This window comes from Kribbella sp. WER1 (assembly GCF_054189145.1).
This window is the reverse complement of the sequence record NZ_CM135186.1, coordinates 7797939-7813205: the sequence shown is the minus strand read 5'-3', so window position 1 is coordinate 7813205 and position 15267 is coordinate 7797939. Positions and strand designations below refer to the sequence as shown.

The 15267-nt window shown below is 69.0% G+C and carries 13 protein-coding genes; 6 read left to right on the top strand and 7 right to left on the bottom strand.

The window, feature by feature from the left end; translation table 11 throughout:
• Positions 1-129 precede the first annotated feature (129 nt).
• The 4 genes from ACXJJ3_RS38175 to ACXJJ3_RS38160 all read right to left on the bottom strand — a co-directional run bounded on the left by ACXJJ3_RS38175 (position 130) and on the right by ACXJJ3_RS38160 (position 5227).
• Entirely contained in the window at positions 130-1023 is an 894-nt protein-coding gene (locus ACXJJ3_RS38175; protein WP_458166823.1) for a carbohydrate ABC transporter permease, read from the bottom strand.
• Positions 1020-1991: an ABC transporter permease gene (locus ACXJJ3_RS38170; RefSeq protein WP_458166822.1), complete on the bottom strand. Its 972-nt coding sequence runs from the start codon at positions 1989-1991 to the stop codon at positions 1020-1022. The genes ACXJJ3_RS38175 and ACXJJ3_RS38170 overlap by 4 nt, the downstream gene beginning before the upstream one ends.
• 105 nt (positions 1992-2096) lie before the next feature.
• On the bottom strand, positions 2097-4091 hold the full coding sequence (locus ACXJJ3_RS38165) for a DUF2264 domain-containing protein (RefSeq protein WP_458166821.1): 1995 nt from the start codon (positions 4089-4091) through the stop codon (positions 2097-2099).
• A gap of 2 nt (positions 4092-4093) precedes the next feature.
• Entirely contained in the window at positions 4094-5227 is a 1134-nt protein-coding gene (locus ACXJJ3_RS38160) for a glycosyltransferase WbsX family protein (RefSeq protein ID WP_458166820.1), read from the bottom strand.
• Positions 5228-5328: 101 nt separating this feature from the next.
• Between ACXJJ3_RS38160 and ACXJJ3_RS38155 the strand changes: the two genes are divergently transcribed.
• A complete protein-coding gene (locus tag ACXJJ3_RS38155) occupies positions 5329-6282 on the top strand; it encodes a helix-turn-helix domain-containing protein (protein ID WP_458166819.1) in 954 nt (317 codons plus the stop codon).
• Positions 6283-6425: 143 nt separating this feature from the next.
• On the top strand, positions 6426-8144 hold the full coding sequence (locus ACXJJ3_RS38150) for a hypothetical protein (protein WP_458166818.1): 1719 nt from the start codon (positions 6426-6428) through the stop codon (positions 8142-8144).
• A 50-nt stretch (positions 8145-8194) separates the two neighbouring features.
• On the opposite strand, the gene ACXJJ3_RS38145 is transcribed toward ACXJJ3_RS38150, so the two are convergent.
• Positions 8195-9088: a GDSL-type esterase/lipase family protein gene (locus ACXJJ3_RS38145; protein ID WP_458166817.1), complete on the bottom strand. Its 894-nt coding sequence runs from the start codon at positions 9086-9088 to the stop codon at positions 8195-8197.
• 291 nt (positions 9089-9379) lie between these two features.
• Between ACXJJ3_RS38145 and ACXJJ3_RS38140 the strand changes: the two genes are divergently transcribed.
• Positions 9380-10606: a glycosyltransferase 87 family protein gene (locus ACXJJ3_RS38140; protein WP_458166816.1), complete on the top strand. Its 1227-nt coding sequence runs from the start codon at positions 9380-9382 to the stop codon at positions 10604-10606.
• On the opposite strand, the gene ACXJJ3_RS38135 is transcribed toward ACXJJ3_RS38140, so the two are convergent.
• Both ACXJJ3_RS38135 and ACXJJ3_RS38130 read right to left on the bottom strand, forming a co-directional pair.
• Positions 10570-11028, bottom strand: a complete 459-nt coding sequence (locus ACXJJ3_RS38135; RefSeq protein ID WP_458166815.1) for a hypothetical protein — start codon at positions 11026-11028, stop codon at positions 10570-10572. The genes ACXJJ3_RS38140 and ACXJJ3_RS38135 overlap by 37 nt on opposite strands.
• Before the next feature lie 71 nt (positions 11029-11099).
• The gene (locus ACXJJ3_RS38130; protein WP_458166814.1) at positions 11100-12179 is read right to left on the bottom strand and encodes a DUF5937 family protein; all 1080 of its coding nucleotides are present in this window, start codon (positions 12177-12179) and stop codon (positions 11100-11102) included.
• Positions 12180-12279: 100 nt separating this feature from the next.
• Here ACXJJ3_RS38130 and ACXJJ3_RS38125 point away from each other — a divergent pair, with 100 nt between their 5' ends.
• From ACXJJ3_RS38125 to ACXJJ3_RS38115, 3 genes are all read left to right on the top strand, one after another.
• Complete coding sequence (locus tag ACXJJ3_RS38125) at positions 12280-13554, top strand: MFS transporter (RefSeq protein ID WP_458166813.1); 1275 nt, start codon at positions 12280-12282, stop codon at positions 13552-13554.
• Entirely contained in the window at positions 13499-14275 is a 777-nt protein-coding gene (locus tag ACXJJ3_RS38120; protein ID WP_458166812.1) for an alpha/beta fold hydrolase, read from the top strand. The genes ACXJJ3_RS38125 and ACXJJ3_RS38120 overlap by 56 nt, the downstream gene beginning before the upstream one ends.
• A gap of 216 nt (positions 14276-14491) precedes the next feature.
• Positions 14492-15211, top strand: coding sequence for an alkaline phosphatase family protein (locus ACXJJ3_RS38115; protein WP_458166811.1), 720 nt, complete (start codon positions 14492-14494; stop codon positions 15209-15211).
• The last annotated feature ends 56 nt before the right edge of the window (positions 15212-15267 follow it).

Below are 15267 nucleotides of genomic sequence, written 5' to 3'. Positions count from 1 at the left end.
CCGCCGGAGCTGCAGCCGGAGACGCCCAAGAGCGCGGCTGCGCCGCCTCCCGCACCTACCAGAAAGGACCTGCGCCCGATTGATCTGTACACCATTGCATTTCTCCTGACTGACCTGACCAAAAAGGCCTCAACCTTTGACGGCGCCGATCATGACTCCCTTGGCAAAGTGCTTCTGCAGGAAGGGATAGACGACCAGGATCGGTACCAGCGCGACGACCAGGATCGCCATCTGCAGCGGGAGCTGCGGCGGCATCGCCTCGGCACCGGCGCCGACCTGGTCACCGCCGATCGTCGTCTGGTTCACGACGAAGGTGCGCAGTACCAGAGACATCGGCCACTTGTCCGTGCTCTGGATGTACAGCAGCGCATTGAAGAACGCGTTCCAATAGCCGACCGCGTAGAACAACCCCATGACGGCCAGTACCGCCTTGGACAGCGGCAGCACGATCCGGACCAGCGTGGTCGCGCTGGACGCGCCGTCGATTGCCGCCGACTCGAACAGCTCCTGCGGCAACTGCTGGAAGAACGCCCGCATCACCAGCACGTTGAAGGCGTTCACCACCACCGGCAGGATCAGCGACCACCACGAGTCCAGCAGACCGAGCTGCTTGACCACGAGGTAGCTCGGGATGAGCCCCGGGCTGAACAGGACGGCTCCGAGTACCACCATCAGCATCGGGCGTGCACCGGCCGCGCCACGCCGCGACAGCCAGTAGGCCAGTCCGGCGGTGGCAGCCAGCGACAACAACGTGCCGACCACGGTGATGCCGATCGAGATCGTGAGAGCACGCGTCACCACTCCCCCGGACAGGATCGCGCGGTACGCGCCGAACGACGTACCTCCCGGCCACAGCACCATGCCGCCGCCGGACGTGTCGATCGTCTTCTGATCCGCCAGCGACGTCGCGACGATCGACCAGAACGGGACGATGACCAGCAGTACGGCGATCCCCAGCGCGACCGATTTCGTTGCCTGGACGACCGGGTTGGGCCGCTCCATCCAGATCGGACGGGTACTCATTTCTGGTACACCCCCTGTTCGCCGAACAGATGGGCGAGCTTGTTCGCACCGATCACCAGCAGGACGCCGACGACGCTCTTCACCAGCCCGGCCGCGGTCGACATCCCCCAGTCGCCGCCGATGATGCCGTTGTTGTAGACCCAGGTGTCGAGCACCTCGCTGGCGTCCGCGCCGACCGGTCCCTGCTGCAGGATGATCTGCTCGAAGCCCACGGACAGGCTGTCCCCGAGCCGCAGGATCAGCAGCAGTACGAAGATCCCGCGCAGCGACGGCAGCGTGATGTGCCACAGCCGCTGCCGCGCGTTCGCGCCGTCGACCGCCGACGCCTCGTACTGCTCCTGGTCGACCTGGGCGAGCGCGGCCAGGAAGATGATCGTCCCCCAGCCGGCGTCCTTCCAGATCACCTGCGTGGTCAGCAGCACCTTGAACAGGTCCGGTACGCCGATGATGTGGAACATCGGCAGGTCGTGCTGGATCAAGAACGTGTTCAGCATGCCCGCGTTCCCGAGCATCTGCTGGAAGATCGCGACCACGATCACCCAGCTGAGGAAGTGCGGCAGGTACAGCACCGACTGCAGCAGCCGCTTCAGCCGCTCACCGGCCAGGCTGTTCAGCAGCAGCGCGATCCCGAGCGGGATCGGGAACACGAGCACGGCTTGGACGACGGTGAGGATCAGCGTGTTGATCAACGCGTTCCGGAAGTCCGGGTTGCCGTCCCAGAGGAACGAGAAGTTCTGGAACCCGACGTACGGCGCGTCCGTGATCCCCAGGTACGGCTGGTAGTCCTTGAACGCGATGATGTTGCCGAGCAGCGGAAGATACTGGAACAGGATCAGCGCCGTCGCGCCCGGCACCCCGAGCGCGACCAGCACCCGGTCCCGGCGCAGCCGCTGGAACCGCCGCGGCGACTCCCCTGCGACCGCCGTGCTGCCTGTGGTCGCGAGCTTGTGCTTCACGGTCATGGCCATGAACTCCTCCTCTCGGCCAGCGAACTTTTCCGGATGTTATTGACGGCTGTCCGGCACCCGCCACCGGCTGGATTGACCGAAACTAGGACAGGATTTGCGGCACGCTCAGATGACATCAACCGGGCCGTCCGGCCAGGTCACGTTCGGGCGGCCAGCTCCGGACACCGTGACCACCGGCCAGTCCGGAGCGGCGACACCGAGATACGACCCGACCACATACCAACGCCCCACTTCCGGCCCGTCGAACCGACACCACGGCACCTCGAGCTCACCCCCGAAGGGCGTTTCCACCGCATGCACAGCACTTCCCGTCACCCCACCCGGGCTGAGCGCCACCACCCTGCTAACCAAATCCCCCCGAGCCCCATCAACCGGCCTCCGCGGCACCCCATACCCAGAAACCACCACGGCCACGGCCTTGCACCCACTCTCGAGGTGAGCGGCACCCACGAGGCGCACTGCGCGGACCTCGACCGGTCCACGAACCACCGACACACACTCCAGCACGGGACCCGCATCCGACCCCGCCTCGGACACCCCGTCCGGGGGCGCGTCCGGGGCCGGGCCGGTGTCGGACACCCCGTCCGGGGCCGGGCCGGTGTCGGACACCCCGTCCGGGGCAGGGTTGGACCCCGCGTCCGGGGACGGCTCGGACACCCCGTCCGGGGGCACGTTGGACGCCGCGTCCGGGGTCGGCTCCGACTCTTCCTTCCCGCGCGCGAAGCGCGCGATGTGTTGACTCTCCGCGCGGTGGTTGTTGATGGCAATCAGGTTGATCAGGGGGCGTTGTGACCAGCGGCCCTTGGTGTCGACGACGGCGACCTGGTTGTCTACCGGATGGCCGGCTGAGCCGTCGGGGAGTGGGATCGGTGCGGTCGCGGTGGAGTAGGCGAATCTGTTGTAGAGCGGGCTCTCCGCGCCTGGTGTCGCAGTGCTGTGGTCAACGCCGTGATTGATCACCCGGACGATGTCGTCGGACGTCCGCGAGACCAGCCAGCCGATCGGGCGGATCGCGTGGACAGAGGTCGGCGGTGCGGGTTGCTCCGGCTCGGTCCACACCGGATGGGTGGCCGGCAGCACCAAGCCGGCGAACCCGAGGCTTGACCAGTACGGCGAACCCGGACCGGAGTACGGCTGCCGCATCGGCTCGAAGCGGTCGAGCCATCCGAGGCTGAGCAGCCCGTCCTTGCCGTACGCGCCATGTTCGACGAAGTACTTGATCGCTCCCAGGCACGTACGACGGAGCCGCCCGGGCGGGAGCGGGTTCGCGTCGAAGACCGCGCCGGTCCAGAGCGCCCCGACCACGGCGTGCCGATACACCAACGATCTGCCCTGGTAGAGCGGCGCACCGTCGGCGCCGAACAGCCCGGCGGCACTCGCGACGTACGCACGGAGCCGTTCGGCGTACAGCGCCTGACGCTCGACGATCCCCGGCTCGCCGGCAGACATCCGGCAGTACCACACCGAGAACAGCTGCATCACGAACCCGGCGTACCAGTCGATGTTCCCGCCGCGCCCGTCCGGCCGGCCGTCGCTGTACCAGCCGTCGCCCAGGTAGCAGCCGTCGAGGTACGTGAGGAACTCCTCGGTCCGCGCCGGGTCGTGCGGTCCCCCGACCGACCGCAGGAACGCCTGCGTGACGTTGTGGAACCACTGCCAGTTGCTCTCCGGGTACCACGCACCGATCGACCCGGCCAGCCAGTCGACCACGCGCTCCTGGACGCCGGACGGCAGCCGGTCCCAGACCCACCGCCGTGTCTCGTGCAGCGCGATCGACAGCGCCGCCGCCTCCACGCGCGCCTGCGGTACGTCGACGAGCGACGGCCACCGCTCGGGCGAGTCCGGGTCGGTACCACTGGTCACACCGCGGGCGTACCACCCGGCGTGGTCGTGCGGATCGGACTCGGCCGCCGCGAGCCGGAAACCGGCCGCGAGGAACGACCGGGCGAACGCCTCCAGCCCGTCCGCGGCGGCACCCGCCTGGCCGGCCGGTCCGGGCAGGTCGAACCGCGCATGACCGGGTGTTGCCCACGGGCGCATCGCCAGCAGCGACTCGTCGGCGAGGTCGACCAGGTGCTGCCGCGTCCAGCCGGTGTCCATCGTCAGCCTCGCGGGCCGAAGACCCGGCGGATCTGCTCGAGGTGCCCGTGCCGGTGCAGCGTGTCCGGCTCCAGGTAGCTGCCCTCGGTCCACTCGTTCCAGGCGTTGATCGTGACCAGCGGAACGTTGGTCTGCTCAACGAACTCCCGGACCTGCTCGAGTGCCCGCCCGAACTGCTCCGGGGACGCGTCCGCGATGATGTTCGTGTGCGGGTACCCGAGCGCCGGGTTGAACCGGTCGGACTGCACGGTGCGCGGCGACGAGTCCCAGCCGACCGTGATGTTCGGGTAGTACGGCTGCTCGTACTCCGCGGCGTACCGCTTCCAGCCGTCGGCGGCCTGCGCGAGCATGTCGGCGTACGGCGTCAGCAGCGTCGGCATCGGGTGGTGATGCACCCAGACGTACGACGTGACGCTGTCGAAGCCGAGGCGGCTGATCAGGGTCGGACCGTCCAGCTGGATCCCGTCGTCCGGCAGCACCTGCCGCTCGCGGGCGACCGCGTTCAGGTGGATCTCCGCGAACCCGGCGCGCGCGGCCCGGGCCCGGAGGCCGTCGAGCGCGGCCTTGGCGGCGGCGACCCCGCCGAGCCCTTCGACCAGCGTGTCCAGTTCGTAGATCGACAGGTACGGCCGGTCGTCGATCCGCAGGTACGCCGGGTGCCCGAAGTACCGCTCGACGATGTAGTCGGTGGCGGCCTCGAACTGCCCGGCGTCGACGGTGCCGGACGCGAGCTGGGTCGGCGGCGTCGCGGACTTCCACGGGTGGATGTTGCTCCAGTGGTGGTTCGCCCACATCAGCGCGAACTTCATCTCACCGGCCGCAGCGTTCGGCAGGAACGCCGCCTCCAGCGGGCGTTCCAGGTACGGGCGCCCGTCGTACCAATACCAGTCGAAGAGGAACGCGTCGACGCCGTACTCGGTGGCCATCGCGATCTTGCCCGCCATCACGTCCGGATCCGCCTCGTCCAGGTAGCCGTCGAGCGGGACCCGCGGCTGCAGGTGACCCTCGAACCGGGACTCGGCCCGCTTCACCAGTTCCCACTCGGTCCAGGCGGTGCCGTGCCACTGTTCGTTGCGCGGGTCGACGTGGAAGTTGGGAAAGTAGTACGCCGCGATCGCGACGTCGCGTTCGGACACAGGGGTCACTCCTCGAGCTCTGTCACGGTACTGAGTGATGTGATGTTATTGACGATCGAGGCGCCGCACCTTCGCAGAGATTGAGGGAAAGTAGGACAAAAGTGGCCAGTCGCAGCAAACCCCGGTACGAACGGGCGGCCGTCTTCCACCCCGACGGCCTGCCGGTGTGGGCCGACCGGCACCGGATGCCCGGCGACGTCGCCGCACACGACCACGACTTCTTCGAGATCGCGCTGGTCACCCAGGGCCGCGGGGTGCACATCGCGGCCGACGGCGACCACCCGATCGGCCCGGGCAGCGCGATCGTCGTACCGCCGAACCAGTGGCACGGGTACGCGCAGTGCGAGGACCTCGTGGTGTTCGACAGCTTCGTCGCGCCGGAGCTGATCGACGGCACGCTGTCGTTCCTGGACGCCGAGCTGCCGCTGATGCAGACCGTGCACAAGTCGAGCCTGCCGCTCCCGCAGCGGATCGAGCTCGGCAAGTACGACGTGAGTCTCGCGATCGCCGAGCTGCACAGTATGAGCGACATGACACCGGCCCGGCGGACCCGGATCGAGCTCGTCGGCCACCTGCTGATCTACCTCAACATCCTGAACCGCTGCTGGTCGCCGGAGCAGGCGATCCACCGCCGGTCGATCGCGCCGCTGCATCCCGCGGTGTCGCGGGCCGCCCAGCTGATGGAGGACGACCCCGGCCGCCCGTGGACGCTCGCGCAGCTGGCCACCGCGACGACCACCGAGCGGACCCACCTCGTCCGGCTGTTCCAGCGCGAGCTCGGGTCGCCGCCGATCGCCTACCTCAACCGGTTGCGGGAGCAGGCCGCCGCCCGGTTGCTGGTCCAGACCGACGAACCGGTCGCGCAGATCGGCGCCCGGGTCGGCTGGGAGGACGCCGGGTACTTCGCGCGCCGGTTCAAGACGGCGTACGGCCTGAGCCCGTCGGCGTACCGCAACCGCGCGCGGACCGGTGAGGCGCGGTACCACACGACCGCCGAGCCGGCGCCGGCGTTGCCGGTGAGCGGCGCGCGCTTCGGCGGGCAGATCGTCGGCTAAAAGATGCCGTAGGCAACCTTTATCGAAGGTCCAGCCAACTTCGGCCAACTTCGTCCTAGATTCCGTCAACCGCAGCGAAGGCGGATCGAGCGCCGGCACGCAATGATGCACGAACAGTCGAGGCGCCTGATGGGAGAACTGTCATGTCTGTTCGTGAGTCGGGTTCCGGCGGGCTGAACCGCCGGGACGTGCTGAAGGCGGCGGCTGCCGTGTCCGGCGGGGCGGTCCTCGGCCTGCCGGGCGGGACCGCCGCCGCGAAAGGGCCGAAGGCGCAGGCCGCGGCGGCGTTGGTCGGGGCGATCCGCTGGGACGCCTGGGTCGGCGGCGACTCGCACGTCGGCAGCACCGTGAACCGGACGCTGTCCCCGCAGCAGTACCAGTTCCGGCTGCCGTTCTACGCCCAGATCACGGTGCCGAACCGGCTGCTGGTCAACCAGAACTTCGACGCCGAGACGACCGGCGCCGCACCAGCCGGCTGGACCGTGTCGACGCCGGCCGGTACGACGGTCTCGGTGGTGGACGGCCCGGACCGCACCGGGAAGACCGTGCACCTGCACGACGAGTCGACGACATTGATGGCGTCGATGGCCCGGACGTTCACCGGGCAGAGCCGTGCCATGACGGTGCAGTGGGACTGGAAGGAGACCATCGCCGGCAAGTGGGCGCGGGCCTTGCTGGTCGCGGGTTCGACGGCGGCGGTCGACATCGCGACGACGACCGATGCCAGCGGCAAGCACTTGATGATGCGTGCCCCGGACGGGACCTGGAAGATCCTGCAGGACGTCGCCGACAACACGTGGTACTCGATCAAGGTCATCGCCGACCCGGCACCACCCGGCGAGACGCCGTGGGTGGACGTGTACGTGAACGGCGTACGGCGGATGAACCATGCGGCGTTGCTGGTGACCGCGCCGACGTTCGACAGCCTCGCGCTGCGTACCAACGAGACGCTGACGTCGGACCTGTACATCGACAACGTGAGCGTCGCGGTGACCGAGTCCGTGAACACCAACGGCGCCACCCAGGCGATCATGGACCAGGAGATCCAGTACGCCGCCGCGGCCGGCATCGACTACTGGGCGTTCGTGTACTACCCGCAGGACCCGCTGAACCGGGCGCGGAACCTGTACCTGTCCAGCGCCCACCGCAACGACGTCAACTGGTGCGCGCTGCTCGACGGCAACTTCACCGGCGCGTTCGACGCGAACCTCCCGATCCTCGCGTCGCACTTCGCCGACGCGAACTACCAGAAGGTGCTCGGCGGACGCCCGCTGCTGTACTTCCTGTCCGGCGCCGACGCCGACAAGGTCAGCAAGATCCGGGCCAAGGCGGCCGAGCTCGGCGTCGCGAATCCGTACATCGTCGTGATGGGGTGGACCGCCCAGAGCGCGGCCGACCTGAAGGCGACGGTCGGCGCGGACGCGGTCAGCCGGTACGCGACCGGCGGGGTGAACGGCGCGACGTACGCGAGCCTCGCCGCTGCTGAGTCCGGCCTGTGGAACGACTACGCGACCACGGGCGGGCAGGTCGTCCCGACCGTGTCGACCGGATGGGACAACCGGCCCCGGTACGACTATCCGGTGTCGTGGATCGCCGACTACACCCCGCTCAAGGACAACTGGACCCAGCAGGCGACACCGACCGAGATCGCGAACCACCTCGGCGCGGCGATCACCTGGGGCGCCGGCCATTCCTCGAGCGCGCCGGCGAACACCGTCCTGATCTACGCGTGGAACGAGTTCGACGAGGGCGGCTGGATCTGCCCGACGCTCTCCGAGATCCGCGACTCCGGCCGGCCGCTCCGGCTGGACGCGATCGCCGGGGTCTCCCGGACGGGCCTCACCAAACGCCGGCGCCACTGACCCCGAGGCCGGGTTCTCCGTCGGCGGCGGAGAGCCCGGCCTCGGCTGTACTACGAGGTCAGCTGCTGGATCGCGCTCGCCAGTTTGGCGGCGATCTTGTCGTGGGCGGCGATCGTCGGGTGGGTGCCGTCGGTCGTCTCGGTCGCCGGGTCGATCCAGCCGGTGGTGTCGACGTACAGGTCGCCGGTCGTGCCGACCACCTCGGCGATCTCGTCGCGGTGGTTGGTGTTGAACGGCGACATCGCGATGATCGTGACGTCGGGGTAGTAGCCGCGCACATTCCGCAGGAACGCCAGATAGGCCGGTTTGAAGTTCGGGCTGGTGGAATCATTCGTCCCGAGGTTGATCACCATGTAGTCGGGCACATAGTTCGAGGTGTCCCAATCGGGAACGTTCACCTCACCCGGGACGTATTCCGACAGTTTGGTGTAACGGCTGAGCATCCCGGACCTGTCCGGCGAACCGAACCCGGGCGTCATCGCGATCCCGCCGAACGCGACCGTGTTGTGCGCCATCCCCAGTAGTTCGGGCGTCTTGTAGCTGAACGAGCTGCCCAGCGAGTTCACCAGGCCCGGCCCGATGTACCCGACCGAGATCGAGTCCCCGACGAACTCCATCGTCGGCCGCTTCGCCGGCGGCGTCACACACGTGACCTCGAAGGACTTGATCACCGGGAACGACTGCTGGTACTCCGAGTAGACCTGGACGGAATGCCGTCCCCGGCTCAGCCCCGACGCGATCACCACCGTGCCGCTCGCGGTGATGTTCCGCTGCACCGGTCCCCCGTCGACCCGGTACAGCAGCCGGCAGGTCCCGCCGAGCGTCACCAGCAGCGACGTACCGACGAAATCGAACTCGAGACCGCTTTGGTAATACCCGCGGACCGAACCGTCCGGCAGGGTTTGCCAGCGGCCCAGATTGCGAATCTTCTTGTCGCTCGGCAAAACTGTCGCCGCGGACGCGTTCCCGAGATTTGACGCCCCCAGAACAATTCCACCTGCCGCGGCCTTCAAAAGCACTCGTCGACCGAATCCAGACATTCAATCGCCTCCTTTCGGAGCGACGGTAGCGACTGTCCCGGCGGCAGTCCTTGGACTGTGTTGCCCGATCACCGGACGATATTTCGCCGCCCGCGCCGTTAACAGGCTGTAACACGGTCGCTCCAATACCGCGCTAGCACGGATCCCCCCGGAGTCGGATCCTGGAAGTTGGGTGATACGGGGGGGAGAACCGGGTTGACCGACAATCCGTCGACGCAGCAACGACATCTGACCAGCGCACCGCGGCCAAGCGGCTTCGCGCTGCCGTCGACCGGCTGGATGTGGGCCCTGGCGGTCCTCGCCGGTACGGCGGTCTCGATCCTGCTGCCACTGTTGTGGGATCACACGGGCGCCGACCTCAAGGTCTACCGCCTCGGCGGCGACACGATCCTGACCGATCCGTCGGCGCTCTACTCGGCACGGCTGCCGACGATCTCGCTGCCGTTCACGTATCCGCCGTTCGCCGCGCTGGTCTTCGTACCGTTCGCGCTGCTGCCCTGGCCGCTCGCGTACGGGATGTCGATCGCGTGCTCGATCGCGGCCGTGTGGGTGATCATCCGGTACGCGCTGCGCAACCCGCGGATCCGGACCGCGGCGATCGTGGTAGCCGTCGCCGTGTGCCTGCTGGTGGAGCCGGTGCGCGAGACGCTGTCGTACGGTCAGATCAACCTGTTCCTCTGCGCGCTGGTGATGTACGACGTCCTCGACCGGAAGCACGCCGGACGGGGTGTCTGGGTCGGCGTCGCGGCGGGGATCAAGCTGACGCCACTGGTGTTCCTCGCGCTGCTCCTCGTGACCCGGCAATGGCGCGCCTTCCGGTACGCGTGCGCGGCGTTCGGCGGCACGCTGCTGATCGGGTTCATCGCGTCACCGAGTGCGTCGTGGGAGTACTGGACGCGGCTCGTGTTCAACTCCGGCCGGATCGGCCCGCCCGCGTTCGCCGGCAACCAGTCCTGGAACGGCCTGCTCGTCCGGCTCGGCGCACCGTCCAGCGGAGTGGCGTGGATGGTGCTGGTGCTGGTGACCGTCGTCGCAGGCCTGTGGCTGAGCCGCCGGCTGTTCGACCAAGGGCAGCAGCTGGCCAGCCTGTCGGTCTGTGCGACGGTCGGTTTGCTGTGCGCCCCGATCTCGTGGAACCACCACTGGGTGTGGGTGATCCCGCTCGGCGTCGCCGTGACCAGAGTCGTCCCCGCCCGTCGCCCCGCCGCCAAGCTCGCGCTCGCGACCGCGTGGTACGGCTACTTCATCCTCGCCCCGTACCGCTGGGTCCCCCGCGCCGACGACCGCGAGTTCACCTGGACCGTCGCCCAGCAGCTCCTCGGCAACGCCTACATCCTCGGCGCCCTCGCAGCCGTCGTCACCCTTGCCATCGCCAGCCGCAGCCGTCAGCAGACGGTGTACTCCGGCGCCGGGTCGTTGTAGCTGTCCGACCACGGCCCGGAGCTCACGATGATGTGGACGCCGAGGCACGGAGCCGAGGCCGGCGAGTACAGCATCCCGCTGGTCCCGACCGCGTTGTCCTTCGCGGAGGTGCCGGCCGACCCGTACCGCCCGTCGATGCTCGTCGCGATCCCCATCCCGTTCGGGTTGCTCGGCGCGACCTGGATCCAGTTGGTGACGCATCGCGCCGACCAGTAGATCCGCATCTGGCCGACGTACCGGCCGTACTTGTCCCAGACCCCGGTGGAGTGGATCACTTTCTGGTCGCTCGTACACCCCTTGATCCACGGGAAGTACCCGTTCAGCTCGGTCCCCGCGTGGGCCGGCAGCGCAACCGCCGCCGTACCTGTGATCCCCAGTGCCAGCGCGGCGACGGCCGCGCGGATCGTGTTCTTTGCTCTCATGCCGGGGAACGTAACAACGGGCCGAGAGCAACCACCTCGGATTAAGGCAACAGCTTCACGGTCACGGCCGGCTAGCGGAGTACGGCCGTGAGGAGGTCGGTGCCGAGGGTGGTGAGGGCGGGGTGGTTGGCGGTGTAGCGGACGTAGCGGCCGTGGCGTTCCGAGGTAAGGAGGCCGGCGCGGCGGAGGACGGCCAGGTGGCGGGAGACCTCGGGCGAGGTGAGTTGCCAGGCGTCGGCCAGCTCGCTGGTGGTGTGGGGGCCGCGGGCAAGGGTACGGAGCAGACGGAGGCGGACGGGATGCGCCAGCGCCTCCAGCCGGTGAGTGACTGTTTCCAGCGAAACCGGCTCCGACGGGACGGGATCGGCGACCGGGTACTGGAGCACCGGCTGCCAGCCGGGCGCGTGGACCGCGACCAGGTGCGGGCGGCCGAAGACGCTGGGGAGGAACGTGACGCCGGCCCCGGTGGTCGCGTTGTCCTGCAGCTTGTCGACGACGATGCAGGTACCGTCCGCCGACAGCCTCACCGCGCTGGAAACCGACCCGAGCGCGGCCTCGACCCCCTGCCGCTTCAGCAGATCGTTCTTCACCCGCAGATCGGTGGCGAGCTGTACGACGACACCCGCCCACGCCGCGTCGAAGAACGCCTCGGCGCACTGCTCGAGCGTGTCCCGCACCCGCGCACGGACGGCGGCCGGATCCGCCAGCAGCCGTTCCGCGAACGCCTCCTGCAGGGCACCGCGGGCCTGCGCGAGATCGAGCGCCCGCTCGCGCGCCGTCGCATCGGCGAGCGGGGACGGCGTACCGAAGTGGACGCGGTTGCTCCCGCACGTGGTGATCAGCGCGGCGGTCACGTACGTCTCGTCGTCGATCCGGTCGACGTCGTCCAGCTCCTCAGCGAGCGTCGGCCGCGGCCGGGCGGGGACCAGGAAGTCGGCCCGCGACGACCGCCACAGGAACTCCGCCTCCCGGAGCCGCTCGGCCAGCTCCGGCCGCAGCCCGCCCCACACGTCCGCGGCCCAGCCCGCGAGCTGCGGGTGATGCGTAGGCTCGGCCAGCACGTGCAGCATCGCGGTGAGCTCGGCCAACGGCGACACGGCGAACCGCACCCGCCCGGACGGCCCACCGCCGATGTCGATCCTCAACGTCACCCCCACATTCTCACCGGCCGCCGGTACGTCGACCACGACAATTGACGGTGTTCGTCAACCGGCACCCGCCGTACGGCGCCCGGAACGCACCGTTGACGCCATGGCGACCACCAAGATCCAGCCGCAGGCCCTCGTCCGCGCCTCCGGAGGCCCGCGCTACGCCGCCGCGCTCGCGGTCGACGCGCTCGGCACCGGGCTGCTCCGGCCGTTCCTGCTGCTGTACGGCGTCGCCGTACTCAAGCTGTCCGCCCCGGTCGCGGGAATAGCGATGACGGTCGGCGTCGTCGCGGCGCTGGTGTGCATGCCCGCGGTCGGCCGCTGGCTGGACCGGGGAGCACGCAGTACGGTCGCCGCCGCCTCCATGCTGATCCGCGTCGTCGGCGTGGTGCTGCTGCTCGCGACCCGCGCCGAACAGGTCTGGCTGTTCGCGGCCGCCGCACTCTTCCTCGGCATCGGCAACCAGGCGTGGCCGGCCGCCCACGCAGCGCTCGTGGCAGTAGTCGCTCAGGGACGCGAACGCGACGCCGCCCTGGCGGCCGGACGCTCCCTCCGCAACGCCGGAATCGGCGCCGGCGCCCTGCTCGCCACCGCCTGCCTCGCGGGCGGAACCTCGGCGCTACAGGCGATGGCGGTCGTCACCGGCATCGCGTACTTCGTCGCGGCCGCGCTCGCCTGGTCGACCCACGTCCGCGCACCGGCCGCGTCGACCGAGCACCGCGCCGACGGCCCTGCACCTCGGCTGGGCGCACTCCTCGCCGCCAACGTGGTTTACGTCTTCTGCCTCAATGTCCCCGAGATCGCGATCCCGCTGATCCTGGTGACACAGCTGCACGAATCCCCCGCCTGGGCAGCCGCGATCCTGGTGGCGAACACGACGATGGTGGTCGCGCTCCAGGTACCGATCACGATCCTGATGTCACGCGTCTCCCGCAGTACTGCCTTGGCCATCGCCGGTGTGGTGATCGCCGTGTCCTACCTCGGTTTCCTCGCCGCGACGTCGCTGGGCCACAGCTGGCGCGCTCCGGCCGTTGCTGTGGTCTCCCTAGTTTGCACACTCGGCGAGATCATCTATGCGGGCAGCGCCACCGCACTCATCACAGCACTGGCCCCACCGCACCTTCTCGGACGCGCGTTGGCCCGTTTCCAGCTCTCGACGGGGTTCAGCCTCGCCGTCTCCCCCGCCGTCATCACCACCCTCGCCGCCCGCGGCGAAGCCACCCTCTGGCTCCCCCTCGCCGCCGCAACTCTCGCCGCCAGTGGCAGCCTCCTGCCGAGCAAGTGTCTTCCACCGCGGGCCCGATCGGTGAATCATGGGCGGTGTGCACGGACGAACGGGGCATCTGGCGTGGTACCGAACCGACGAAGGGGCCGCTGAGGTCGCCTTCCTGCATGGCTTCTCCGACTCGGCGCAGTGCTGGGAGCCGGTGATCCGGGCGCTCCCGGGCCGCCGAACGCTCGCCGTCGACGCCCGCGGGCACGGCGAGTCTCAGCTTCCTGAGGAGCCGATCCGCTACACCGCCCACCGCGACGACGCGGCTCTCGTCCTGTCGGACCAGCCGCCGAACGACGGGGTCGTCGTGGTCGGCCACTCGATGGGCGCGATGGCCGCCGCGTACCTGGCCGCGTCCCGGCCGGACCTGGTCCGGGCCGTCGTCCTCGAGGACCCGCCGACCGGTGCCCCCGGCAACCATCAGGACGAGCCGTGGTCGGAGCCGGACTGGCTCGCGGACCTCCGCGCCCTCGACCTGCCGGACCGGATCGCGCGCGGCCACGCCAACGACCCGGGCTGGCCGGCCGACGAGCTCGAACCGTGGGCCGTGTCGAAGGCGCAGGTCAACCCGCACCTGTTCGACCTCACGTTCCAGGACGCGGCGCCGCTGACCGAGCAGCTGGCCGAGATCACCTGCCCGGTCCTGCTGATCCACGGCGAGCCGGACCGCGGCGGTCTCATCTCCCCCGAGTACGCCGAGCAGTGCGCGCGAGCCGCCGCCGGTGAGTTCTGCGCGGTACAGATCGCCGACGCCGGCCATTCGGTACGCCGCGACAACCGCCCGCAGTACCTCGCGACGCTGACACGTTTCCTCGACACCGTGTAACCCGCGGAGCTCCTCATGCGCATCCTCGGACCTGTGGTCGCAGTCCTCCTGGTCGCCAGTGCCTGTTCACCGTCGACAACACCAACGTCTGCGCCATCATCCACACCGACAGCTACACCGACATCCACACCAACAGATACGCCGACGCCCACACCCACATCAGCGTCAACGACCCCCGCCGGAGCGGTACCGCGCCCCGCGCACGTCGTGATCGTGATGTTCGAGAACACCGCCGCCGCGTCGATCATGGGCAAGTCCAAGGCGCCGTACTTCAACCAGCTCGCCACCGGCGGCGCGAGCTTCACCAAGTCGTACGCGATCGAGCACCCGAGCCAGCCGAACTACCTCGACCTGTTCTCCGGCGCGAACCAGGGCGTCACCGACGACTCCTGCCCGCACACGTTCGCCGCCGACAACGAGGCCTCCCAGCTGATCGCCAAGGGCCTCACGTTCGCGGGCTACTCCGAGGACCTGCCGTCCGCCGGATCGACCGTCTGCAACTCCGGGCGGTACGCGCGCCGGCACGCGCCGTGGACCAACTTCAGCAACGTACCGGCGGCCGACAGCAAGCCGTTCAGCGACTTCCCCACGGACTACAACCAGCTGCCGACGGTGTCGTGGGTGATCCCCAACGTCTGCAACGACATGCACGACTGCTCGATCGAGACCGGTGACAGCTGGCTGAAGAGCCACTTGGACGGCTACGTGCAATGGGCGAAGACGCACAACAGCCTGCTCATCACCACGTTCGACGAGGACGACAACAACAACGGCAACCAGATCGCGACGTTCTTCGACGGTCAGCACGTCAAGCCGGGCAGCTACGCCGAGCGGATCGACCACTTCCGCGTCCTGCGCACGATCGAGGACATGTACGGCCTGCCGCCCGTCGGCGCCGCCGCGAAGACCACACCGATCACGGACTGCTGGAACTGACCACACCTCCGCCGCGTAGGCTCGTCCTCGCTCCACGACCCCGCGGAAGGATCCTC